The following is a 17,900-nucleotide window of genomic DNA, read 5'->3' on the forward strand; positions in this document are numbered from 1 at the left end:
TCAATTTTTCTTTGTGTCCCCTCACAAGGCCGACCTGCGTCACACTTCCGTACAGCGGGATTAATTCTCCAGTAAATGCATTATTTGTCTGGTAACGGCGATTTGTTTTGCACGTTCATAATTTCACTCGTCAACTATCACTGAATGAGGAATTAACGATGAGTAAGAAACTGATTGCCTTATGTGCCTGCCCAATGGGCCTGGCTCACACCTTTATGGCCGCTCAGGCGTTGGAAGAAGCGGCGGTAGAAGCCGGTTATGAAGTGAAAATTGAAACCCAGGGCGCGGACGGTATCCAGAATCGCCTGACGGCGCAGGATATCGCCGAAGCGACCATCATCATCCACTCCGTGGCAGTTACCCCGGAAGATAACGAACGTTTCGAATCACGCGACGTTTATGAAATCACTTTGCAGGACGCAATTAAAAACGCTGCGGGCATCATCAAAGAAATCGAAGAGATGATTGCCTCTGAACAACAGTAATATTCGACAGGGATAATTGTTATGGCCATTAAAAAACGCAGTGCAACCGTTGTGCCTGGCGCATCCGGTGCGGCAGCGGCAGTTAAGAATCCGCAGGCCTCTAAAAGCAGCTTCTGGGGTGAACTCCCGCAGCATGTGATGTCAGGGATTTCACGCATGGTGCCGACCTTAATTATGGGCGGTGTGATCCTCGCTTTCAGCCAGCTGATTGCTTATAGCTGGCTTAAAATTCCTGCTGATATCGGCATCATGGATGCTCTTAATAGCGGGAAATTTACCGGTTTCGATCTCTCCTTACTGAAATTTGCCTGGCTGTCGCAGTCCTTTGGCGGCGTGCTGTTTGGCTTTGCTATTCCGATGTTTGCCGCTTTTGTGGCGAACTCTATCGGCGGCAAACTGGCGTTCCCGGCTGGTTTTATCGGCGGCTTGATGTCTACCCAGCCGACGCAACTGCTGAACTTCGATCCCAGCACTATGCAATGGGCGACCTCTTCGCCGGTGCCGTCCACCTTCATTGGTGCGCTGATTATATCTATCGTTGCTGGTTACCTTGTGAAATGGATGAACCAGAAAATCCAGTTACCAGATTTCCTGTTAGCGTTCAAAACCACATTTTTGCTACCGATTCTTTCCGCCATTTTTGTCATGCTGGCGATGTACTATGTCATCACCCCATTTGGTGGCTGGATCAACGGCGGTATCCGTACTGTGCTGACTGCCGCAGGTGAGAAGGGCGCGCTGATGTATGCAATGGGGATTGCCGCGGCGACCGCAATCGACCTTGGTGGCCCAATCAACAAAGCGGCAGGTTTCGTTGCCTTCAGCTTTACCACCGACCACGTATTACCGGTCACCGCTCGTTCTATCGCTATCGTTATTCCTCCGATTGGTCTGGGTCTGGCGACCATTATTGACCGTCGTTTAACCGGCAAACGCCTGTTCAACGCTCAACTTTATCCGCAGGGTAAGACCGCGATGTTCCTTGCCTTTATGGGGATTAGTGAGGGTGCGATTCCGTTTGCGCTGGAAAGCCCCATCACCGCCATTCCGTCGTATATGGTCGGCGCGATTGTCGGCTCAACCGCCGCTGTCTGGCTGGGCGCAGTGCAATGGTTCCCGGAATCCGCTATCTGGGCATGGCCGCTGGTCACTAACCTGGGCGTCTATATGGCGGGGATCGCGCTGGGGGCAGTCATAACTGCGCTGATGGTGGTGTTCCTGCGTCTGATGATGTTCCGTAAAGGCAAATTGTTAATCGATAGCCTGTAAGAAGGAAAATCCAGATGACATTACTCGCTTCGCTGCGCGACTGGCTTAAGGCGCAACAACTGGATGCAGTGCTTCTCTCCTCACGGCAGAACAAACAGCCGCATCTGGGGATCTCCACCGGATCAGGCTATGTGGTTATTAGCCGTGAAAGTGCGCACATTCTGGTAGATTCGCGCTATTTCGTTGAGGTGGAAGCCCGTGCGCAAGGCTACCAGCTGCATTTGCTTGACGCGACGAACACGCTTACCACTATCGTCAATCAAATCATTGCCGATGAGCAGTTGCAAACGCTCGGTTTTGAAGGCCAGCAGGTGAGTTGGGAAACCGCGCACCGCTGGAAGTCTGAACTCAATGCGAAACTGGTTAGCGCCACGCCGGATGTGCTGCGGCAAATCAAAACGCCAGAGGAGGTGGAGATAATCCGCCTCGCCTGTGGGATTGCCGATCGCGGAGCGGAGCATATTCGCCGCTTTATTCAGGCGGGGATGAGCGAGCGCGAGATAGCCGCTGAACTGGAGTGGTTTATGCGCCAGCAGGGCGCAGAAAAAGCCTCTTTTGACACCATTGTCGCCAGCGGCTGGCGCGGGGCGCTGCCGCACGGCAAAGCCAGCGACAAGATTGTTGCAGCGGGCGAGTTTGTCACTCTCGATTTTGGTGCGCTGTATCAGGGCTACTGCTCTGATATGACGCGCACCTTGCTGGTGAATGGCGAAGGGGTGAGCGCCGAATCTCACCCGCTGTTTGACGTCTATCAGATTGTCCTGCAGGCACAGCTCGCGGCAATCTCTGCAATTCGCCCCGGCGTGCGCTGCCAGCAGATTGACGACGCCGCGCGCCGGGTCATTACCGAGGCTGGATTTGGCGACTATTTCGGTCATAACACTGGTCACGCTATCGGCATTGAAGTCCATGAAGATCCGCGTTTTTCACCGCGGGACACCACGACGCTACAGCCAGGCATGTTGCTGACCGTGGAGCCGGGGATTTATTTGCCAGGGCAAGGGGGCGTGCGCATCGAAGATGTTGTGCTGGTTACCCCGCAAGGCGCAGAAGTGCTCTACGCCATGCCGAAAACAGTGTTGCTCACGGGAGAGGCATAATGGATTTATCGCTATTAAAAGCGTTGAGCGAGGCAGATGCGATCGCCTCCTCGGAACAGGAAGTGCGGCAGATCCTACTGGAAGAAGCGGATCGCCTGCAAAAAGAAGTGCGATTTGATGGTCTGGGATCGGTGCTGATCCGCCTCAATGAATCGACAGGTCCGAAGGTGATGATCTGCGCCCATATGGACGAAGTGGGATTTATGGTGCGCAGCATCTCCCGCGAAGGCGCTATTGACGTGCTGCCGGTTGGCAACGTGCGCATGGCTGCCCGCCAGCTGCAGCCGGTGCGCATCACCACCCGTGAAGAGTGCAAAATTCCAGGCCTGCTTGACGGCGACCGGCAGGGGAATGACGTCAGCGCCATGCGCGTGGACATTGGTGCGCGCTCGTATGACGAAGTGATGCAGGCGGGAATTCGTCCAGGCGATCGCGTCACCTTTGATACAACTTTTCAGGTTCTCCCTCACCAGCGGGTGATGGGGAAAGCCTTTGATGACCGCCTCGGTTGCTATCTGCTGGTGACGTTACTACGTGAGCTGCACGACGCCGAACTGCCTGCGGAGGTGTGGCTGGTGGCAAGTTCCAGCGAAGAGGTGGGATTACGCGGCGGGCAAACTGCCACCCGCGCGGTGTCGCCGGATGTCGCCATTGTGCTTGATACCGCCTGCTGGGCGAAAACTTTGATTATAGCGCGGCTAACCATCGCCAGATTGGTAACGGGCCGATGCTGGTGTTAAGCGACAAGTCGCTGATTGCGCCGCCAAAACTTACCGCCTGGATCGAAACCGTCGCGGCAGAAATTGGCGTGCCGTTGCAGGCGGATATGTTCAGCAACGGCGGCACGGACGGCGGAGCGGTGCATTTAACCGGCACCGGCGTGCCCACGGTGGTGATGGGGCCAGCGACGCGCCACGGACATTGTGCGGCATCGATTGCCGATTGCCGCGACATTTTGCAGATGCAGCAACTTTTATCTGCCCTTATTCAACGTCTTACCCGTGAGACGGTTGTTCAACTGACGGATTTCAGATGATCTCCTGATTAACCCGGAGCGGTTATGTTAACGATTCAATTTCTCTGTCCTTTGCCTAACGGTCTGCATGCTCGTCCGGCGTGGGAACTTAAAGAACAGTGCAGCCAGTGGCAAAGTGAAGTCACCTTTATTAACCATCGCCAGAACGCAAAGGCCGATGCGAAAAGTTCGCTGGCGCTGATTGGCACCGGCACCCTATTTAATGACAGTTGCAGCCTGAACATTAGCGGCAGCGATGAAGAGCAGGCGCGGCGCGTGCTGGAAGAGTACATCCAGGTGCGCTTTATCGACAGCGACAGCGTTCAGCCTACGCAGGCAGAACTGACGGCGCATCCGCTGCCGCGTTCATTAAGCCGCCTTAACCCGGATTTACTGTACGGCAATGTGCTGGCAAGCGGCGTCGGCGTGGGTACGCTGACCCTGTTACAAAGCGACAGCCTCGACAGTTATCGGGCAATCCCCGCCAGTGCGCAAGATTCCACCCGGCTGGAGCACAGCCTGGCAACGCTTGCCGAGCAACTGAACCAGCAATTGCGTGAGCGTGACGGCGAAAGCAAAACTATCCTCAGCGCTCATTTGTCGCTGATTCAGGATGATGAATTTGCAGGCAATATCCGTCGCCTGATGACAGAACAGCATCAGGGACTGGGGGCGGCGATCATCAGCAATATGGAGCAGGTTTGCGCCAAGCTTTCTGCTTCTGCCAGCGATTATCTGCGCGAACGTGTTAGCGACATTCGCGATATTAGCGAACAGTTGCTGCATATCACCTGGCCGGAACTGAAGCCGCGCAACAATCTGGTGCTGGAAAAACCGACCATTCTGGTGGCTGAAGATTTAACCCCAAGCCAGTTTTTGAGCCTTGATTTGAAAAATCTTGCGGGCATGATTCTGGAGAAAACCGGGCGCACCTCGCATACCCTGATTCTGGCCCGCGCCTCGGCGATCCCGGTACTGAGCGGCCTGCCGCTGGATGCGATTGCCCGTTATGCCGGGCAACCGGCGGTGCTTGACGCCCAGTGCGGCGTGCTGGCGATTAACCCGAATGACGCGGTGAGCGGTTATTATCAGGTTGCGCAGACGCTGGCGGATAAACGCCAAAAACAACAGGCGCAGGCTGCCGCGCAGCTGGCCTATTCCCGTGATAACAAGCGTATTGATATCGCGGCGAATATTGGCACCGCTCTGGAAGCACCAGGCGCGTTTGCCAACGGCGCGGAAGGCGTCGGGCTGTTCCGTACCGAAATGCTGTATATGGATCGTGACAGCGCGCCGGACGAGCAGGAGCAATTTGAAGCCTACCAGCAGGTGCTACTGGCAGCGGGCGACAAGCCGATTATCTTCCGCACAATGGACATCGGAGGCGATAAAAGCATTCCTTATCTGAATATTCCCCAGGAAGAGAACCCGTTCCTCGGCTATCGCGCGGTACGTATTTACCCGGAATTTGCTGCCCTGTTCCGCACTCAACTACGGGCGATTTTGCGCGCTGCCAGTTTTGGCAACGCCCAGTTGATGATCCCGATGGTTCACAGCCTCGATCAGATCTTATGGGTGAAGGGCGAGATCCAAAAAGCGATCGTTGAGCTTAAGCGCGATGGCCTGCGTCATGCAGAGACGATTACTCTGGGTATCATGGTGGAAGTGCCGTCGGTGTGTTACATCATCGACCACTTCTGCGATGAGGTCGATTTCTTCAGTATCGGTTCTAACGATATGACCCAGTATCTGTATGCGGTCGATCGTAATAACCCGCGCGTATCGCCGCTGTATAACCCGATTACGCCATCGTTCCTGCGCATGTTGCAGCAGATTGTTACCACTGCGCATCAGCGGGGCAAATGGGTAGGCATTTGCGGTGAACTGGGCGGTGAAAGCCGTTATCTGCCGCTACTGCTTGGGCTGGGCCTGGATGAGCTGAGTATGAGTAGCCCGCGTATTCCGGCGGTGAAAAGCCAGCTTCGTCAACTGGATAGCGAGGCGTGTCGGGAACTGGCGCGTCAGGCATGTGAATGCCGCAGTGCGCAGGAAATTGAAGCGTTACTCACCGCCTTTACGCCGGAAGAAGACGTTCGCCCACTGCTGGCGCTGGAGAATATCTTTGTTGATCAGGATTTTAGCAATAAAGAGCAGGCGATCCAGTTCCTGTGCGGCAACCTCGGCGTTAACGGGCGCACTGAACATCCGTTTGAGCTGGAAGAAGATGTCTGGCAGCGGGAAGAGATTGTTACCACCGGCGTTGGTTTTGGCGTAGCGATCCCGCACACCAAATCTCAGTGGATCCGTCATTCCAGTATCAGCATTGCCCGGCTGGCGAAACCGATTGACTGGCAGTCAGAAATGGGCGAAGTCGAACTGGTGATCATGCTGACGCTGGGTGCTAACGAAGGGATGAATCATGTGAAAGTCTTCTCGCAGCTGGCGCGTAAACTGGTGAATAAAAACTTCCGCCAGTCGTTGTTTGCCGCGCAAGATGCACAAAGTATCCTGACGCTGCTGGAAACAGAATTAACCTTCTGACGTTAGCCCTGAAAACGGGCGCTGTACTCTCCCGGCGTCAGACCAATCTGACGCCGGAAAACGCGACAAAAATAGTCGCTATCCGGAAAACCGCAACGCTGTGCCACTTCATGAATTGACAGATGATATTTCTGCAAAATCATCCTCGCCTTCGCCATTCGCACCCAACGCACATACTCGATAAAACGCATCGTTCCATGCTGAGCAAACAGTTTTGACAGATGATTGGGCGTGATATTAAAAAACTGCGCCACGCTCTCGCGGGTGAGCGGCTGGGCATAATTATCCTGAACCCAGTTACAAATGCTGTGATAGAGAAAATCGCCGCGCGGCTGCGAATTGCCCGGCGGCATATTCACCACGTTACGGCAAAGATGCAGCAAACTTAACACCAGTGGCTGAATGATATTCTGCTCCAGCGGCGAACGGCTAAGATGGGTGAGGGCGGTAAGCATCGCTTCACCTTCACCGCGTTGCAGGCTGGGAAGCTGGATCTGGCGAGCAGGATGCAACAACGACGTGGTGCGGCTATCGTAAAACGATAACCCAAGCCAGGTCGGTGCGAACACCAGGCTTAACAGCATCACCGGTTTGTTGTTGATCGGTAAATTAGCCGCGCGTGCCGGAATAAACAGCATTTCTCCTTCCACCATTCGCTGCTGCTTTGCTTCCAGCAGGTTGCCGTATTCGCCGCGCAGCACGATATCCAGACGGGGAAAATCAATACATAAACTGCCCACCGGTAACGAGGCAGGCTGGCTGGCAAACCAGACGCGCCCCAGTAGTTGCGGGTTAAGCACCAGGCCGCTGAACAGATCGGCGAAAAATTGTTGATCGGCGGGCAAGCCTGGTGCTTTCATGAAAGTTCCCGATTAAAGATGCATTAACTGGCGAAATTCTTTCACTTTGCTGCGGCTGACCGGCACTTCAAAATCCAGATCTTTCAGTCGCAGAATGTAGGTGTTATTAAACCACGGTTCGATTTCGCGTATTTTGTTCAGATTGACACAAAATGAGCGATGGCAGCGGAAAAAATGCGACGGCGGCAGTTTGCTGCAAAATTCGGTAATGTTCATCGGCATTACGTAGGATTCACGCCGCGTATAGACAAAGGTCATTTTCTCGTGCGCTTCGGCGTAATAGATATCGTTAATTGGCGTGACGATTATTCGCTCATCTTTCACCAGATTAATGGTGTCATTCTCACGCGTTACCGTCGCGGCAGGCGTACTGCTGGTCTGCTGTTGTTGCCAGGCCGCTTCCAGTTTTTGCAGCATCCCGGTAATACGTGACTCCTGATACGGTTTGAGAATGTAGTCAAACGCCTCCAGTTCAAACGCTTCTACCGCATGTTCTTTCCACGCGGTGATGAACACAATAAACGGTTTATGGGCGAACTGGCTGATGTTTTGCGCCAGCAACACGCCATCCAGCGACGGAATATTGATATCCAGAAAAATGGCGTCGACGCGGTTATGCTGCAAAAACTTCAACACGTCCAGACCGTCGTCAAAGGTGCCGACAATCTCCATCTGGCTGTGCTCTTTAATTAGCCAGCTCAGTTCCTGTTGTGCCAGGAATTCGTCTTCAACAATGATGACTTTCACAATATCACTCCGGCTCAAAGCAATAACGTAGCCTGTGAGACGACTGGGGTGCGTTGGTTAGGAATGTAAAACGCAATTTCCGTTCCTGGTTCCAGGCGGCGGATATGCAGCCCCTCGCCATACAATAACTTCACGCGATGATGAACATTCAGCAGGCCAATTTTATTGCCCGGCATTTCATTCGCTTCGACCCGCTCAATCACCTTTGGATCGATGCCGTGCCCGGTATCCCGCACCGCAATGCGTACCCGATTGCCGCACTCTGCAACGCTGATGGTGACAACGCCTTTACCTTTGCAAGGCTGAATACCGTGGACAATGGCATTCTCCACCAACGGCTGGATCAGCAGGCTGGGAATGCAGCAATTCACCTCTTCATCAATATCATAGATAACCGTCAGCTTGTCGCCAAAGCGGGCCTGCTCAATGGCAATATAGTCTTTAATTTGATACAGCTCTTTTTTGATATCGATTTGCTCATCGTCTTTTAATTCAATGTTATAGCGCAGATAACGCGACAGATTAAAGATCAGCTGGCGAGCAGTATCCGGATTCAGACGGATTGATGATGAAATAGCGTTCAAAGCGTTAAACAGGAAATGGGGATTAATTTTGCTTTGCAGGGCGCGAAGCTCTGCCTTATTTGCCATTTCACGTAGCTGCTCGGCGCGTGAAACCTCCAGTTGGGTGGAGATGATTTGCGACAGACCGACCGCCATTTCCTGTAATGACGAGGTGATCTGATGCGCGTGGCAGTAGTAAATTTTCAGCGTTCCGGTCACAACGCCTTTCTCCCACAATGGGATCACCAGCATGGAATGAATCTCTGGTGTGCGGTGGGCTTCATCATTGTTTTTAATGATGATTTTTCCGTAATTCATCGCCTGACGGGTAGTCGGGCTAATGAAGTCATCGCCATTCTGATAGTTATGTTCACCCACGCCAACATAGGCCAGCACATGATCGGTATTGGTAATCGCCACCGCATCGGCGTGAATGTCATCGCGAATAATTTCACAAACTTTGCGTAATGACTCGCTATTGACATGGCGAAACAGAGGTAGCGTTTTGTTGGCGATATCCAGCGCCAGCTTGGCCTGCCGCGCGGCGCTGGCCTCTTTTTCGCCCTCAACGCTTTGCACCAGAAGCACAATAAAGCCGATACAGACGCTACCGAGGATCATTGGAATGCCGATTTTAGAGACGATATCGATCCCCAACGCGGTAGTTGGTGCCCAGACAATTACCAGAATCATGGTCAACGTCTCACACAACATGCCGCCGAGAATACCGACGCGCCAGCGCTGTGCTTTGGGGATTTTCAGGTTTATCCAGCCTGATATACAACCCGCCAGAATGCTGGTGATAAAGCAGGGGATCGCCGTCACGCCGCCGATATCAATTAAATACCGGTGAATACCCGCAATCACGCCGGTAATGATGCCTACCCACGGGCCAAACAGAATCCCGCCGGACATCACCGCGATAATACGTACGTTCACCAGCGAGCCTTCTACGGGAACGCCGGACCAGGTGCTGAACAGGGCGAACAGCGAGAAAATGGCGGTAACGGCGAGCAATTCTTTTGGGGAGTGCGCCGACTTGTGCAACAGTTCGCGAAACAGGCGGATACGGATGAGAAAGAACAGGCAGATAAGCATTAACGCTGCCCGATCGAAGACCGCCAGCAGCATGTTGAATATTTCGTGCACGGGTGACTCTGAATAAGGATTAAACCTCTATGATAGGTAACCTGAAGGCTGATGACCAGCAGGCCGTTTTTGAGGAAAAACCATAAATTTAAAAGGGGATTGAAAGATAAATGGTGTATTAGCAATGTATCTCTTGATAATGCACTTCTGGCTGGTAAATTTATTGAAATTATAATGTTAATAAAATTGGTGGTAATTTTCTTGTTAGCGTAGAAAAATTTCCTGTTTTTGAAGTGGAGTTCCTCATTTAAAGCCATTGATAAAAATGTTCTAAAACGCTGGACAGACAGAAATTAATCAGGCTATTTTCAAAACAGCCACCATTGTGGCAGCGTCGCTCGGACGGTCCGGGCGCTAACGTTAATCTGAGGAAATTATGGCTGACACTCGCCCTGAACGTCGCTTTACGCGCATTGATCGTCTCCCGCCCTACGTTTTTAACATCACCGCTGAACTGAAAATGGCTGCGCGTCGGCGCGGCGAAGATATTATCGATTTCAGCATGGGTAACCCGGACGGTGCGACTCCGCCGCATATCGTCGAAAAATTATGTACTGTGGCCCAGCGCCCGGACACGCATGGTTACTCCACTTCACGCGGCATTCCGCGGTTACGTCGCGCCATTTCCCGCTGGTATCAGGATCGCTACGACGTTGAAATCGACCCGGAATCAGAAGCCATCGTCACTATTGGTTCGAAAGAGGGCCTGGCGCATCTGATGCTGGCGACGCTGGATCATGGTGACACGGTGCTGGTGCCGAATCCAAGTTACCCGATCCATATTTATGGCGCGGTGATTGCCGGGGCGCAGGTACGCTCAGTGCCGCTGGTGGAAGGTGTCGATTTCTTCAACGAACTGGAGCGCGCCATTCGTGAAAGTTATCCGAAACCGAAGATGATGATCCTCGGCTTCCCGTCAAACCCAACCGCGCAATGCGTGGAACTGGAGTTCTTCGAAAAAGTAGTGGCGCTGGCGAAACGCTACGATGTGCTGGTGGTCCATGACCTGGCCTATGCCGATATCGTCTACGATGGCTGGAAAGCGCCGTCAATTATGCAGGTACCGGGTGCACGCGATGTGGCAGTCGAGTTCTTTACGCTGTCGAAAAGCTACAACATGGCGGGCTGGCGTATCGGCTTTATGGTCGGCAACAAAACGCTGGTCAGTGCCCTGGCGCGAATCAAAAGCTATCACGATTACGGCACTTTTACGCCGTTGCAGGTGGCGGCGATTGCGGCACTCGAGGGCGATCAACAGTGCGTGCGCGACATTGCCGAACAGTACAAACGCCGCCGTGATGTATTGGTTAAAGGGCTGCATGAAGCGGGCTGGATGGTCGAAATGCCGAAGGCTTCGATGTATGTCTGGGCGAAAATCCCGGAACCATATGCGGCCATGGGATCGCTGGAATTTGCCAAGAAGCTCCTTAACGAAGCGAAGGTTTGTGTCTCGCCGGGGATTGGCTTTGGCGACTATGGTGATACGCATGTTCGCTTTGCACTGATTGAAAACCGCGACCGTATTCGTCAGGCCATCAGAGGGATTAAAGCGATGTTCCGTGCCGACGGTTTACTACCCGCCAGCAGCAAACATATTCACGAAAACGCGGAATAAACACCGTCGTCAGAAATGCAAACAGGAGCCTGATGGCTCCTGTTTTTCATTGCACAGTTTGCTTTTAGATCATCAGGGCAAAAGTACCGGCCCAAACGATGACCATAAAAGAAATGCCCATAAAGAAATATTTCACTTTACATCTCTCCGCGTAATTACTGTTACGCCTGAATGACTTCATTACACCTGATACAGTGAGTTGACACCGGGCAAAGCGACCTTAAAAGCCCTGTATTTTACCGTGGGCATCACCCCAGAATTCTGAGCTAAACTGCTCGAGACGGCGCTAATGTACGCCTAAAACTGAAACGAGACAAGAGACATTTTCTTATTTACTTTTAGTAACTTACAAGTGTCTCATATCGGCGACAGTTTAATTTCTGACGGTAATAATTAGATATTCAGCGAAGGAAAAAACCTTAAGAAAAAAGCCATAAAAACCATGAGGTTATTATGGCCGATTTGAGGAGGGAAAGAGTAAGAGCAGTTTGTTAAATGTACAACGACGATTCTCCCACCGGGCGCGTTTTAAAGCGACGGTGGATCCAGAGGTACTGCTCCGGTGCGCGCATGATCTCTTTCTCGATAATCTTGTTCATATAGGCAGCGGCTTGATTTTCATCTGTCGGGTAGCCTTCCATCTCTGGGGTGATGAACAAACGATATCCGCTGTAATCCGCTTTTCTTACCATCGTTACGGTCAACATGGCTGCGCCAGAGAGACGGGAGAGAACATAGGTGCCATTGGTTGTGGCGACATTTTCCACCGCAAAGAACGGCGCGAAGGAGCTGCCTTTACGACCATAATCCTGATCGGGAGCAAACCATACCGCTTCACCTTTCTTCAGTGCACCGACAATGCCGCGCAGATTATTTCTGCCGATCATCGCTTTGTTAGAGCGCATGCGCCCACGGGTCTGCACCCATTCCATCAGCTGATTATTATGTGGACGATAGGTAGCCATCATTGGTTGGCACAGTCCCATCACGCGGCCGCCCAGTTCCAGCGACATAAAATGGACGCCGACAACCATTACGCCGCGATTTTGCATTTGTGCGCGTTTAAGGTTATCCAACCCTTCAACATCAAACCATTTACGTACGCGACTGTCGGGCCAGAACCATGCCATGCCGGTTTCTACCAGCGCCATGCCGAGTGAACGAAAGTTTTCGGCAATCATCTTCTCGCGTTCTTCCGCAGAATGCTGCGGGAAACAAAGTTCCAGGTTTTTACGGGCGATAGATTCACGACGTTTCAGGAATGGTCGCGCCATTGCGCCAATGCGCGTGCCGAGAAAGCAGAGAACAGGATAAGGAAGCTGTACCCAAAGCCAGAGTACACCAAGCCCAAACCATGTGAGCCAGTAGCGAGGATGTAGAAACTCGCGGGAAAATTTGCATTGTGGAAACATAGTTACCTTCTGTAGATACGAATTGTTGTATCGCAGAAGATTCCATGTCGACAGCGGTACACTCAATTGGTTGGGCCATCATGTACGACAATGGTTCCTGTAAAGAGTGTAAAGACTAGTCAGGACATAACCACGAGGAGCATGAATGCGGTATCTGTACTTTATCACTCGCTGACTGCTTTCAGCTACTGATTATTAATCGTGCAAAGTAAATATTTTTCCGTACACAACAGTCTTGCATTTAACATGCTGTTTTCATTGATGCTTAGCAAAAATTGCCAGAGGTTAAGGATTGTCTTACTATTAAAGTGACTGAAGTTACAGGTTTTTTAGCGCGGCAGGAGGTTGAGCTATGATTTATTTATGGATGTTTCTCGCCCTGTGTATTGTCTGCGTAAGCGGCTACATCGGTCAGGTACTGAACGTGGTATCGGCGGTCTCTTCTTTCTTCGGCATGGTGATCCTCGCTGCACTCATTTATTACTTCACCATGTGGTTAACTGGCGGTAATGAACTAGTGACGGGGATATTTATGTTTCTTGCCCCGGCTTGTGGCTTGATGATTCGCTTTATGGTGGGGTATGGCAGGCGATAGTGGGTCAGGATGGCTCATTTGGGCAGGTGTTCACATCAGCATCAGACATGATTGTTCACCTGCCATGTGACAGACGCTATCGCACAGGATGAATAAGATAATTCGCCTTTGTCGGATAAGTAGGCGTGATTTCTTCTGTGAGGTTTAATGGTGGCGCATCTTCTCTCATCTTAAACAAAATCGCCTGTGATGGCTGAAGTTTTGTAGAGTGTGTGGTCGTCATCGCTGATGTTTTTTCAGTCTCTTTATAGCTCCTCTCACTTACACCACCAGAAATGGAAAATGCAAAAACATTGCATGCCATAATAGAGACCAATAAAAATAAGCTGAAAAGTATTAAGTTTACTTTCATAGAAAGTTATCCTGAAAATGGTTCACTGAGAACCTACGATGTTATGGCTGTATTTACATATAATTAATCAATATTTACATCGATATAATAAATGACATCTCTTTGTGGTACATAAGAATAGTTCTCTGCGACAGGAAGCAGATTCCTACAATTGTAAGACTAAAATACTTCTTGCGATAATAACTACAACTGTAAGATAACCCTTTCAAAATGACCGTTGCTCTCTGATTTCTCATTTCATGCTCACCCAATATGATGGCGGCGTTTTCTAAAACTGTTAAAGAATGAGGTAAGTATGAAACGTTTAATTATGGCTACGATGGTCACAGCAATTCTGGCATCTTCAACTGTATGGGCTGCTGATAATGCACCGGTAGCGGCACAACAGCAAACTCAGCAAGTTCAGCAAACCCAGAAAACGGCAGCAGCAGAGCGTATCTCTGAACAAGGTTTATATGCGATGCGTGACGTGCAGGTAGCGCGCCTGGCTCTGTTTCATGGCGATCCAGAAAAGGCAAAAGAACTGACCAATGAAGCTTCCGCTTTGCTGTCAGATGACAGTACCGAATGGGCAAAGTTCGCTAAGCCAGGTAAAAAGACCAATCTCAATGATGACCAATATATTGTCATTAATGCATCTGTCGGAATTTCTGAGAGTTATGTAGCAACTCCCGAAAAAGAAGCCGCGATAAAAATTGCCAATGAAAAAATGGCGAAAGGGGATAAAAAGGGCGCAATGGAAGAACTTCGCCTGGCCGGTGTTGGCGTAATGGAAAACCAATATCTGATGCCGCTTAAACAGACTCGTAATGCACTTGCTGATGCGCAGAAACTGCTTGATAAAAAGCAATACTACGAGGCAAACCTGGCGCTTAAAGGTGCGGAAGATGGAATCATCGTCGACAGCGAAGCACTGTTTGTGAACTAATGCTGACAGGCAGTATATTGAGGTAAAGGATTTAACTCCCTCCAGCCGACAATTTTTTATGACCACAATACGACAGGTTGTGGTCATAAAATTATTTGGCGCTCGCGATTCTATAAACACGCATTTTATCTTCCTCAAAGTAAATCCCAATAATCCCGTGTCATCACAAATCATTTATTATGTTATGTTTTATGGTACGCTTTAAAAAGCGTAATCATACCCTTACTTGTAAATCACCGGCGCTTCTTACAGTTGTAAGAATAACATCACAAATGTCGCGACTCTCTCTGATTACCACGAATCAATATTTATCATATTCTTCTTTTCGTCCTCACTACTTACCATGCAGAAAGGAATTGGAAGTGGCGATGAAATGATTTTCAGCACTTGATACAGGATTTTAAAAATATCGAGTGCAGCTACGACGATATTTTGCGGGTTATTTATAGAAGATATTACGCCTTAAATAAACGCTAAATTAACACATATTTAATTAACTAATAGGTATTGCTATGTCAACTCCACTTCAAGGAATTAAAGTTCTCGATTTCACCGGTGTGCAATCTGGCCCATCTTGTACTCAAATGCTGGCCTGGTTTGGCGCTGACGTTATTAAAATTGAACGTCCCGGCGTTGGTGACGTAACGCGTCACCAGCTGCGAGATATTCCTGATATCGATGCGCTTTACTTCACCATGCTTAACAGTAACAAACGTTCTATTGAGTTAAATACCAAAACAGCGGAAGGCAAAGAGGTAATGGAAAAGCTGATCCGCGAAGCTGATATCTTAGTCGAGAACTTTCATCCAGGGGCCATTGATCACATGGGCTTCACCTGGGAGCATATTCAAGAAATCAATCCACGTCTGATTTTTGGCTCGATCAAAGGGTTTGATGAGTGTTCGCCTTATGTGAATGTAAAAGCCTATGAAAACGTTGCTCAGGCAGCGGGTGGCGCGGCATCCACTACGGGTTTTTGGGATGGTCCGCCGCTGGTAAGCGCTGCAGCGTTGGGTGACAGCAACACCGGAATGCATTTGCTGATCGGTTTACTTGCTGCTTTGCTGCATCGCGAAAAAACGGGGCGTGGGCAACGAGTCACCATGTCAATGCAGGATGCCGTATTGAACCTTTGCCGCGTGAAATTACGTGACCAGCAGCGTCTCGATAAATTGGGTTATCTGGAAGAATACCCGCAGTATCCGAATGGTACATTTGGTGATGCAGTTCCCCGCGGTGGTAATGCAGGTGGTGGCGGTCAGCCTGGCTGGATCCTGAAATGTAAAGGCTGGGAAACCGATCCTAACGCCTATATTTATTTCACTATTCAGGAGCAAAACTGGGAAAACACCTGTAAAGCCATCGGCAAACCAGAATGGATTACCGATCCGGCATACAGTACAGCCCATGCACGACAGCCACATATTTTCGATATTTTTGCTGAAATCGAAAAATACACTGTCACTATTGATAAACATGAAGCGGTGGCCTATTTGACTCAGTTTGATATTCCTTGTGCACCGGTTTTAAGTATGAAAGAAATTTCACTTGATCCCTCTTTGCGCCAAAGTGGCAGTGTTGTTGAAGTGGAACAACCGTTGCGTGGAAAATATCTGACCGTTGGTTGTCCAATGAAATTCTCTGCCTTTACGCCGGATATTAAAGCTGCGCCGCTATTAGGTGAACATACCGCTGCTGTATTGCAGGAGCTGGGTTATAGCGACGATGAAATTGCTGCAATGAAGCAAAACCACGCCATCTGATATTAACGGGGGCTTCTGGCTCCCAATTTATAAAAATTTCGAGGTTATTAATCATGTCAGATCAACTTCAAATGACAGATGGTATGCATATCATCGTTGAAGCATTAAAACAGAATAATATTGACACTATTTATGGTGTTGTAGGTATTCCTGTGACGGATATGGCACGCCATGCCCAGGCGGAAGGCATTCGTTATATTGGTTTTCGTCATGAGCAGTCGGCAGGCTATGCCGCTGCGGCAAGCGGTTTTCTTACCCAAAAACCGGGGATCTGCCTGACAGTTTCTGCGCCAGGATTCCTCAATGGTTTGACCGCATTGGCCAACGCAACGGTAAATGGTTTTCCGATGATCATGATTAGCGGCTCCAGCGACCGCGCGATCGTCGACCTACAGCAAGGTGATTATGAAGAGCTGGACCAAATGAATGCGGCAAAACCGTATGCCAAAGCAGCATTTCGCGTTAATCAGCCGCAGGATCTTGGCATTGCATTGGCACGCGCTATCCGGGTCTCTGTATCGGGTCGCCCTGGCGGAGTTTATCTTGATTTGCCAGCAAATGTCCTGGCCGCGACGATGGAAAAAGACGAAGCGTTAACCACGATTGTTAAAGTTGAAAATCCGTCGCCAGCATTATTGCCATGCCCGAAGTCAGTCACTAGCGCAATTTCGCTTTTAGCAAAAGCTGAACGGCCATTAATTATCCTTGGCAAAGGCGCGGCGTATTCACAAGCTGATGAACAGCTTCGTGAATTTATTGAAAGTGCTCAGATTCCATTCCTGCCAATGTCTATGGCGAAAGGGATCCTTGAAGATACGCATCCACTTTCTGCGGCAGCTGCGCGTTCGTTTGCCCTGGCAAATGCTGACGTTGTCATGCTTGTTGGTGCACGACTGAATTGGTTATTGGCACACGGTAAAAAAGGATGGGCGGCAGATACACAGTTTATTCAACTGGATATTGAACCGCAGGAAATTGACAGCAACCGCCCCATTGCTGTGCCAGTCGTTGGTGATATTGCATCCAGTATGCAAGGTATGCTGGCAGAACTGAAACAAAACACATTTACGACTCCACTGGTATGGCGCGATATTTTAAATATCCACAAGCAGCAAAATGCACAAAAAATGCATGAAAAATTAAGTACAGATACTCAACCATTAAATTACTTTAATGCATTAAGTGCTGTGCGCGACGTATTGCGCGAGAACCAGGATATTTATTTAGTTAATGAAGGTGCAAATACCCTGGATAATGCACGAAATATTATTGATATGTATAAACCACGTCGTCGTCTGGATTGTGGTACCTGGGGTGTCATGGGCATCGGTATGGGCTATGCCATCGGTGCTAGCGTGACTTCTGGTTCTCCGGTTGTCGCCATTGAAGGTGATAGTGCTTTTGGTTTCAGTGGGATGGAAATTGAAACGATTTGTCGATATAACCTGCCGGTGACGATCGTTATTTTTAATAATGGCGGCATCTACAGAGGAGACGGTGTTGATC

General features: G+C 50.1%; 15 protein-coding genes and 1 pseudogene. 10 read left to right on the forward strand and 6 right to left on the reverse strand.

Annotation, left to right across the window (positions count from 1 at the left end; translation table 11 throughout):
* Nucleotides 1-158: 158 nt before the first annotated feature.
* From QZF50_RS09190 to ptsP, 5 genes and pseudogenes are all read left to right on the forward strand, one after another.
* Nucleotides 159-485 (forward strand): PTS fructose transporter subunit IIB, encoded by a 327-nt coding sequence (locus QZF50_RS09190; protein WP_000038456.1) that lies wholly within the window; start codon nt 159-161, stop codon nt 483-485.
* A 21-nt stretch (nt 486-506) separates the two neighbouring features.
* Nucleotides 507-1,754: a PTS fructose transporter subunit IIC gene (locus QZF50_RS09195; protein WP_000985325.1), complete on the forward strand. Its 1,248-nt coding sequence runs from the start codon at nt 507-509 to the stop codon at nt 1,752-1,754.
* A gap of 14 nt (nt 1,755-1,768) precedes the next feature.
* Nucleotides 1,769-2,854: an aminopeptidase gene (ypdF, locus tag QZF50_RS09200; protein WP_000173242.1), complete on the forward strand. Its 1,086-nt coding sequence runs from the start codon at nt 1,769-1,771 to the stop codon at nt 2,852-2,854.
* A pseudogene (gene ypdE, locus QZF50_RS09205) lies at nt 2,854-3,890 on the forward strand (aminopeptidase). The gene ypdF and the pseudogene ypdE overlap by 1 nt, the downstream one beginning before the upstream one ends.
* 24 nt (nt 3,891-3,914) lie before the next feature.
* The gene (gene ptsP / locus QZF50_RS09210; protein ID WP_000955931.1) at nt 3,915-6,410 is read left to right on the forward strand and encodes a phosphoenolpyruvate--protein phosphotransferase; all 2,496 of its coding nucleotides are present in this window, start codon (nt 3,915-3,917) and stop codon (nt 6,408-6,410) included.
* 2 nt (nt 6,411-6,412) lie between these two features.
* Here ptsP and QZF50_RS09215 read toward each other — a convergent pair whose 3' ends face one another.
* From QZF50_RS09215 to ypdA, 3 genes are read right to left on the reverse strand one after another with little or no spacing between them, the layout of a single operon-like run.
* Nucleotides 6,413-7,270 (reverse strand): AraC family transcriptional regulator, encoded by an 858-nt coding sequence (locus QZF50_RS09215; RefSeq protein WP_290388861.1) that lies wholly within the window; start codon nt 7,268-7,270, stop codon nt 6,413-6,415.
* A 12-nt stretch (nt 7,271-7,282) separates the two neighbouring features.
* The gene (ypdB, locus tag QZF50_RS09220; RefSeq protein ID WP_001295458.1) at nt 7,283-8,017 is read right to left on the reverse strand and encodes a two-component system response regulator YpdB; all 735 of its coding nucleotides are present in this window, start codon (nt 8,015-8,017) and stop codon (nt 7,283-7,285) included.
* A gap of 14 nt (nt 8,018-8,031) precedes the next feature.
* Complete coding sequence (gene ypdA / locus QZF50_RS09225) at nt 8,032-9,729, reverse strand: two-component system sensor histidine kinase YpdA (protein WP_001518159.1); 1,698 nt, start codon at nt 9,727-9,729, stop codon at nt 8,032-8,034.
* 376 nt (nt 9,730-10,105) lie between these two features.
* Between ypdA and alaC the strand changes: the two genes are divergently transcribed.
* Nucleotides 10,106-11,344 (forward strand): alanine transaminase, encoded by a 1,239-nt coding sequence (gene alaC / locus QZF50_RS09230; RefSeq protein ID WP_000785931.1) that lies wholly within the window; start codon nt 10,106-10,108, stop codon nt 11,342-11,344.
* Between the two features lie 64 nt (nt 11,345-11,408).
* Here the strand turns inward: alaC and ypdK are convergent, their stop codons facing one another.
* Both ypdK and lpxP read right to left on the reverse strand, forming a co-directional pair.
* A complete protein-coding gene (gene ypdK / locus QZF50_RS09235) occupies nt 11,409-11,480 on the reverse strand; it encodes a membrane protein YpdK (RefSeq protein ID WP_010723117.1) in 72 nt (23 codons plus the stop codon).
* Nucleotides 11,481-11,835: 355 nt separating this feature from the next.
* Entirely contained in the window at nt 11,836-12,756 is a 921-nt protein-coding gene (lpxP, locus tag QZF50_RS09240; RefSeq protein ID WP_000484404.1) for a kdo(2)-lipid IV(A) palmitoleoyltransferase, read from the reverse strand.
* 352 nt (nt 12,757-13,108) lie between these two features.
* Here lpxP and QZF50_RS09245 point away from each other — a divergent pair, with 352 nt between their 5' ends.
* Nucleotides 13,109-13,351: a YfdY family protein gene (locus tag QZF50_RS09245; RefSeq protein ID WP_000639883.1), complete on the forward strand. Its 243-nt coding sequence runs from the start codon at nt 13,109-13,111 to the stop codon at nt 13,349-13,351.
* Between the two features lie 76 nt (nt 13,352-13,427).
* Here the strand turns inward: QZF50_RS09245 and ypdI are convergent, their stop codons facing one another.
* Complete coding sequence (gene ypdI, locus QZF50_RS09250) at nt 13,428-13,703, reverse strand: colanic acid biosynthesis lipoprotein YpdI (protein ID WP_000867637.1); 276 nt, start codon at nt 13,701-13,703, stop codon at nt 13,428-13,430.
* A gap of 295 nt (nt 13,704-13,998) precedes the next feature.
* Between ypdI and QZF50_RS09255 the strand changes: the two genes are divergently transcribed.
* The 3 genes from QZF50_RS09255 to oxc all read left to right on the forward strand — a co-directional run.
* Entirely contained in the window at nt 13,999-14,631 is a 633-nt protein-coding gene (locus QZF50_RS09255) for a YfdX family protein (RefSeq protein ID WP_000825604.1), read from the forward strand.
* Nucleotides 14,632-15,143: 512 nt separating this feature from the next.
* A complete protein-coding gene (gene frc, locus QZF50_RS09260) occupies nt 15,144-16,394 on the forward strand; it encodes a formyl-CoA transferase (RefSeq protein WP_000106759.1) in 1,251 nt (416 codons plus the stop codon).
* A 53-nt stretch (nt 16,395-16,447) separates the two neighbouring features.
* Nucleotides 16,448-17,900, forward strand: a 1,453-nt coding sequence (oxc, locus tag QZF50_RS09265) for an oxalyl-CoA decarboxylase (protein WP_290388862.1), incomplete at its 3' end; no start/stop codon positions are given.

It is taken from the genome of uncultured Escherichia sp. (genome assembly GCF_948475835.1).
In the GTDB taxonomy this organism is placed as follows: Bacteria; Pseudomonadota; Gammaproteobacteria; order Enterobacterales; family Enterobacteriaceae; genus ECMA0423.

Coding starts and splice junctions, on each gene's coding strand:
- ypdI (WP_000867637.1), bottom strand. CDS start 13,703: ATGAAAGTAAACTTAATACTTTTCAGCTTATTTTTATTGGTCTCTATT.
- ypdF (WP_000173242.1), top strand. CDS start 1,769: ATGACATTACTCGCTTCGCTGCGCGACTGGCTTAAGGCGCAACAACTG.
- QZF50_RS09195 (WP_000985325.1), top strand. CDS start 507: ATGGCCATTAAAAAACGCAGTGCAACCGTTGTGCCTGGCGCATCCGGT.
- ptsP (WP_000955931.1), top strand. CDS start 3,915: ATGTTAACGATTCAATTTCTCTGTCCTTTGCCTAACGGTCTGCATGCT.
- alaC (WP_000785931.1), top strand. CDS start 10,106: ATGGCTGACACTCGCCCTGAACGTCGCTTTACGCGCATTGATCGTCTC.
- QZF50_RS09190 (WP_000038456.1), top strand. CDS start 159: ATGAGTAAGAAACTGATTGCCTTATGTGCCTGCCCAATGGGCCTGGCT.
- frc (WP_000106759.1), top strand. CDS start 15,144: ATGTCAACTCCACTTCAAGGAATTAAAGTTCTCGATTTCACCGGTGTG.
- lpxP (WP_000484404.1), bottom strand. CDS start 12,756: ATGTTTCCACAATGCAAATTTTCCCGCGAGTTTCTACATCCTCGCTAC.
- QZF50_RS09255 (WP_000825604.1), top strand. CDS start 13,999: ATGAAACGTTTAATTATGGCTACGATGGTCACAGCAATTCTGGCATCT.
- QZF50_RS09215 (WP_290388861.1), bottom strand. CDS start 7,270: ATGAAAGCACCAGGCTTGCCCGCCGATCAACAATTTTTCGCCGATCTG.
- QZF50_RS09245 (WP_000639883.1), top strand. CDS start 13,109: ATGATTTATTTATGGATGTTTCTCGCCCTGTGTATTGTCTGCGTAAGC.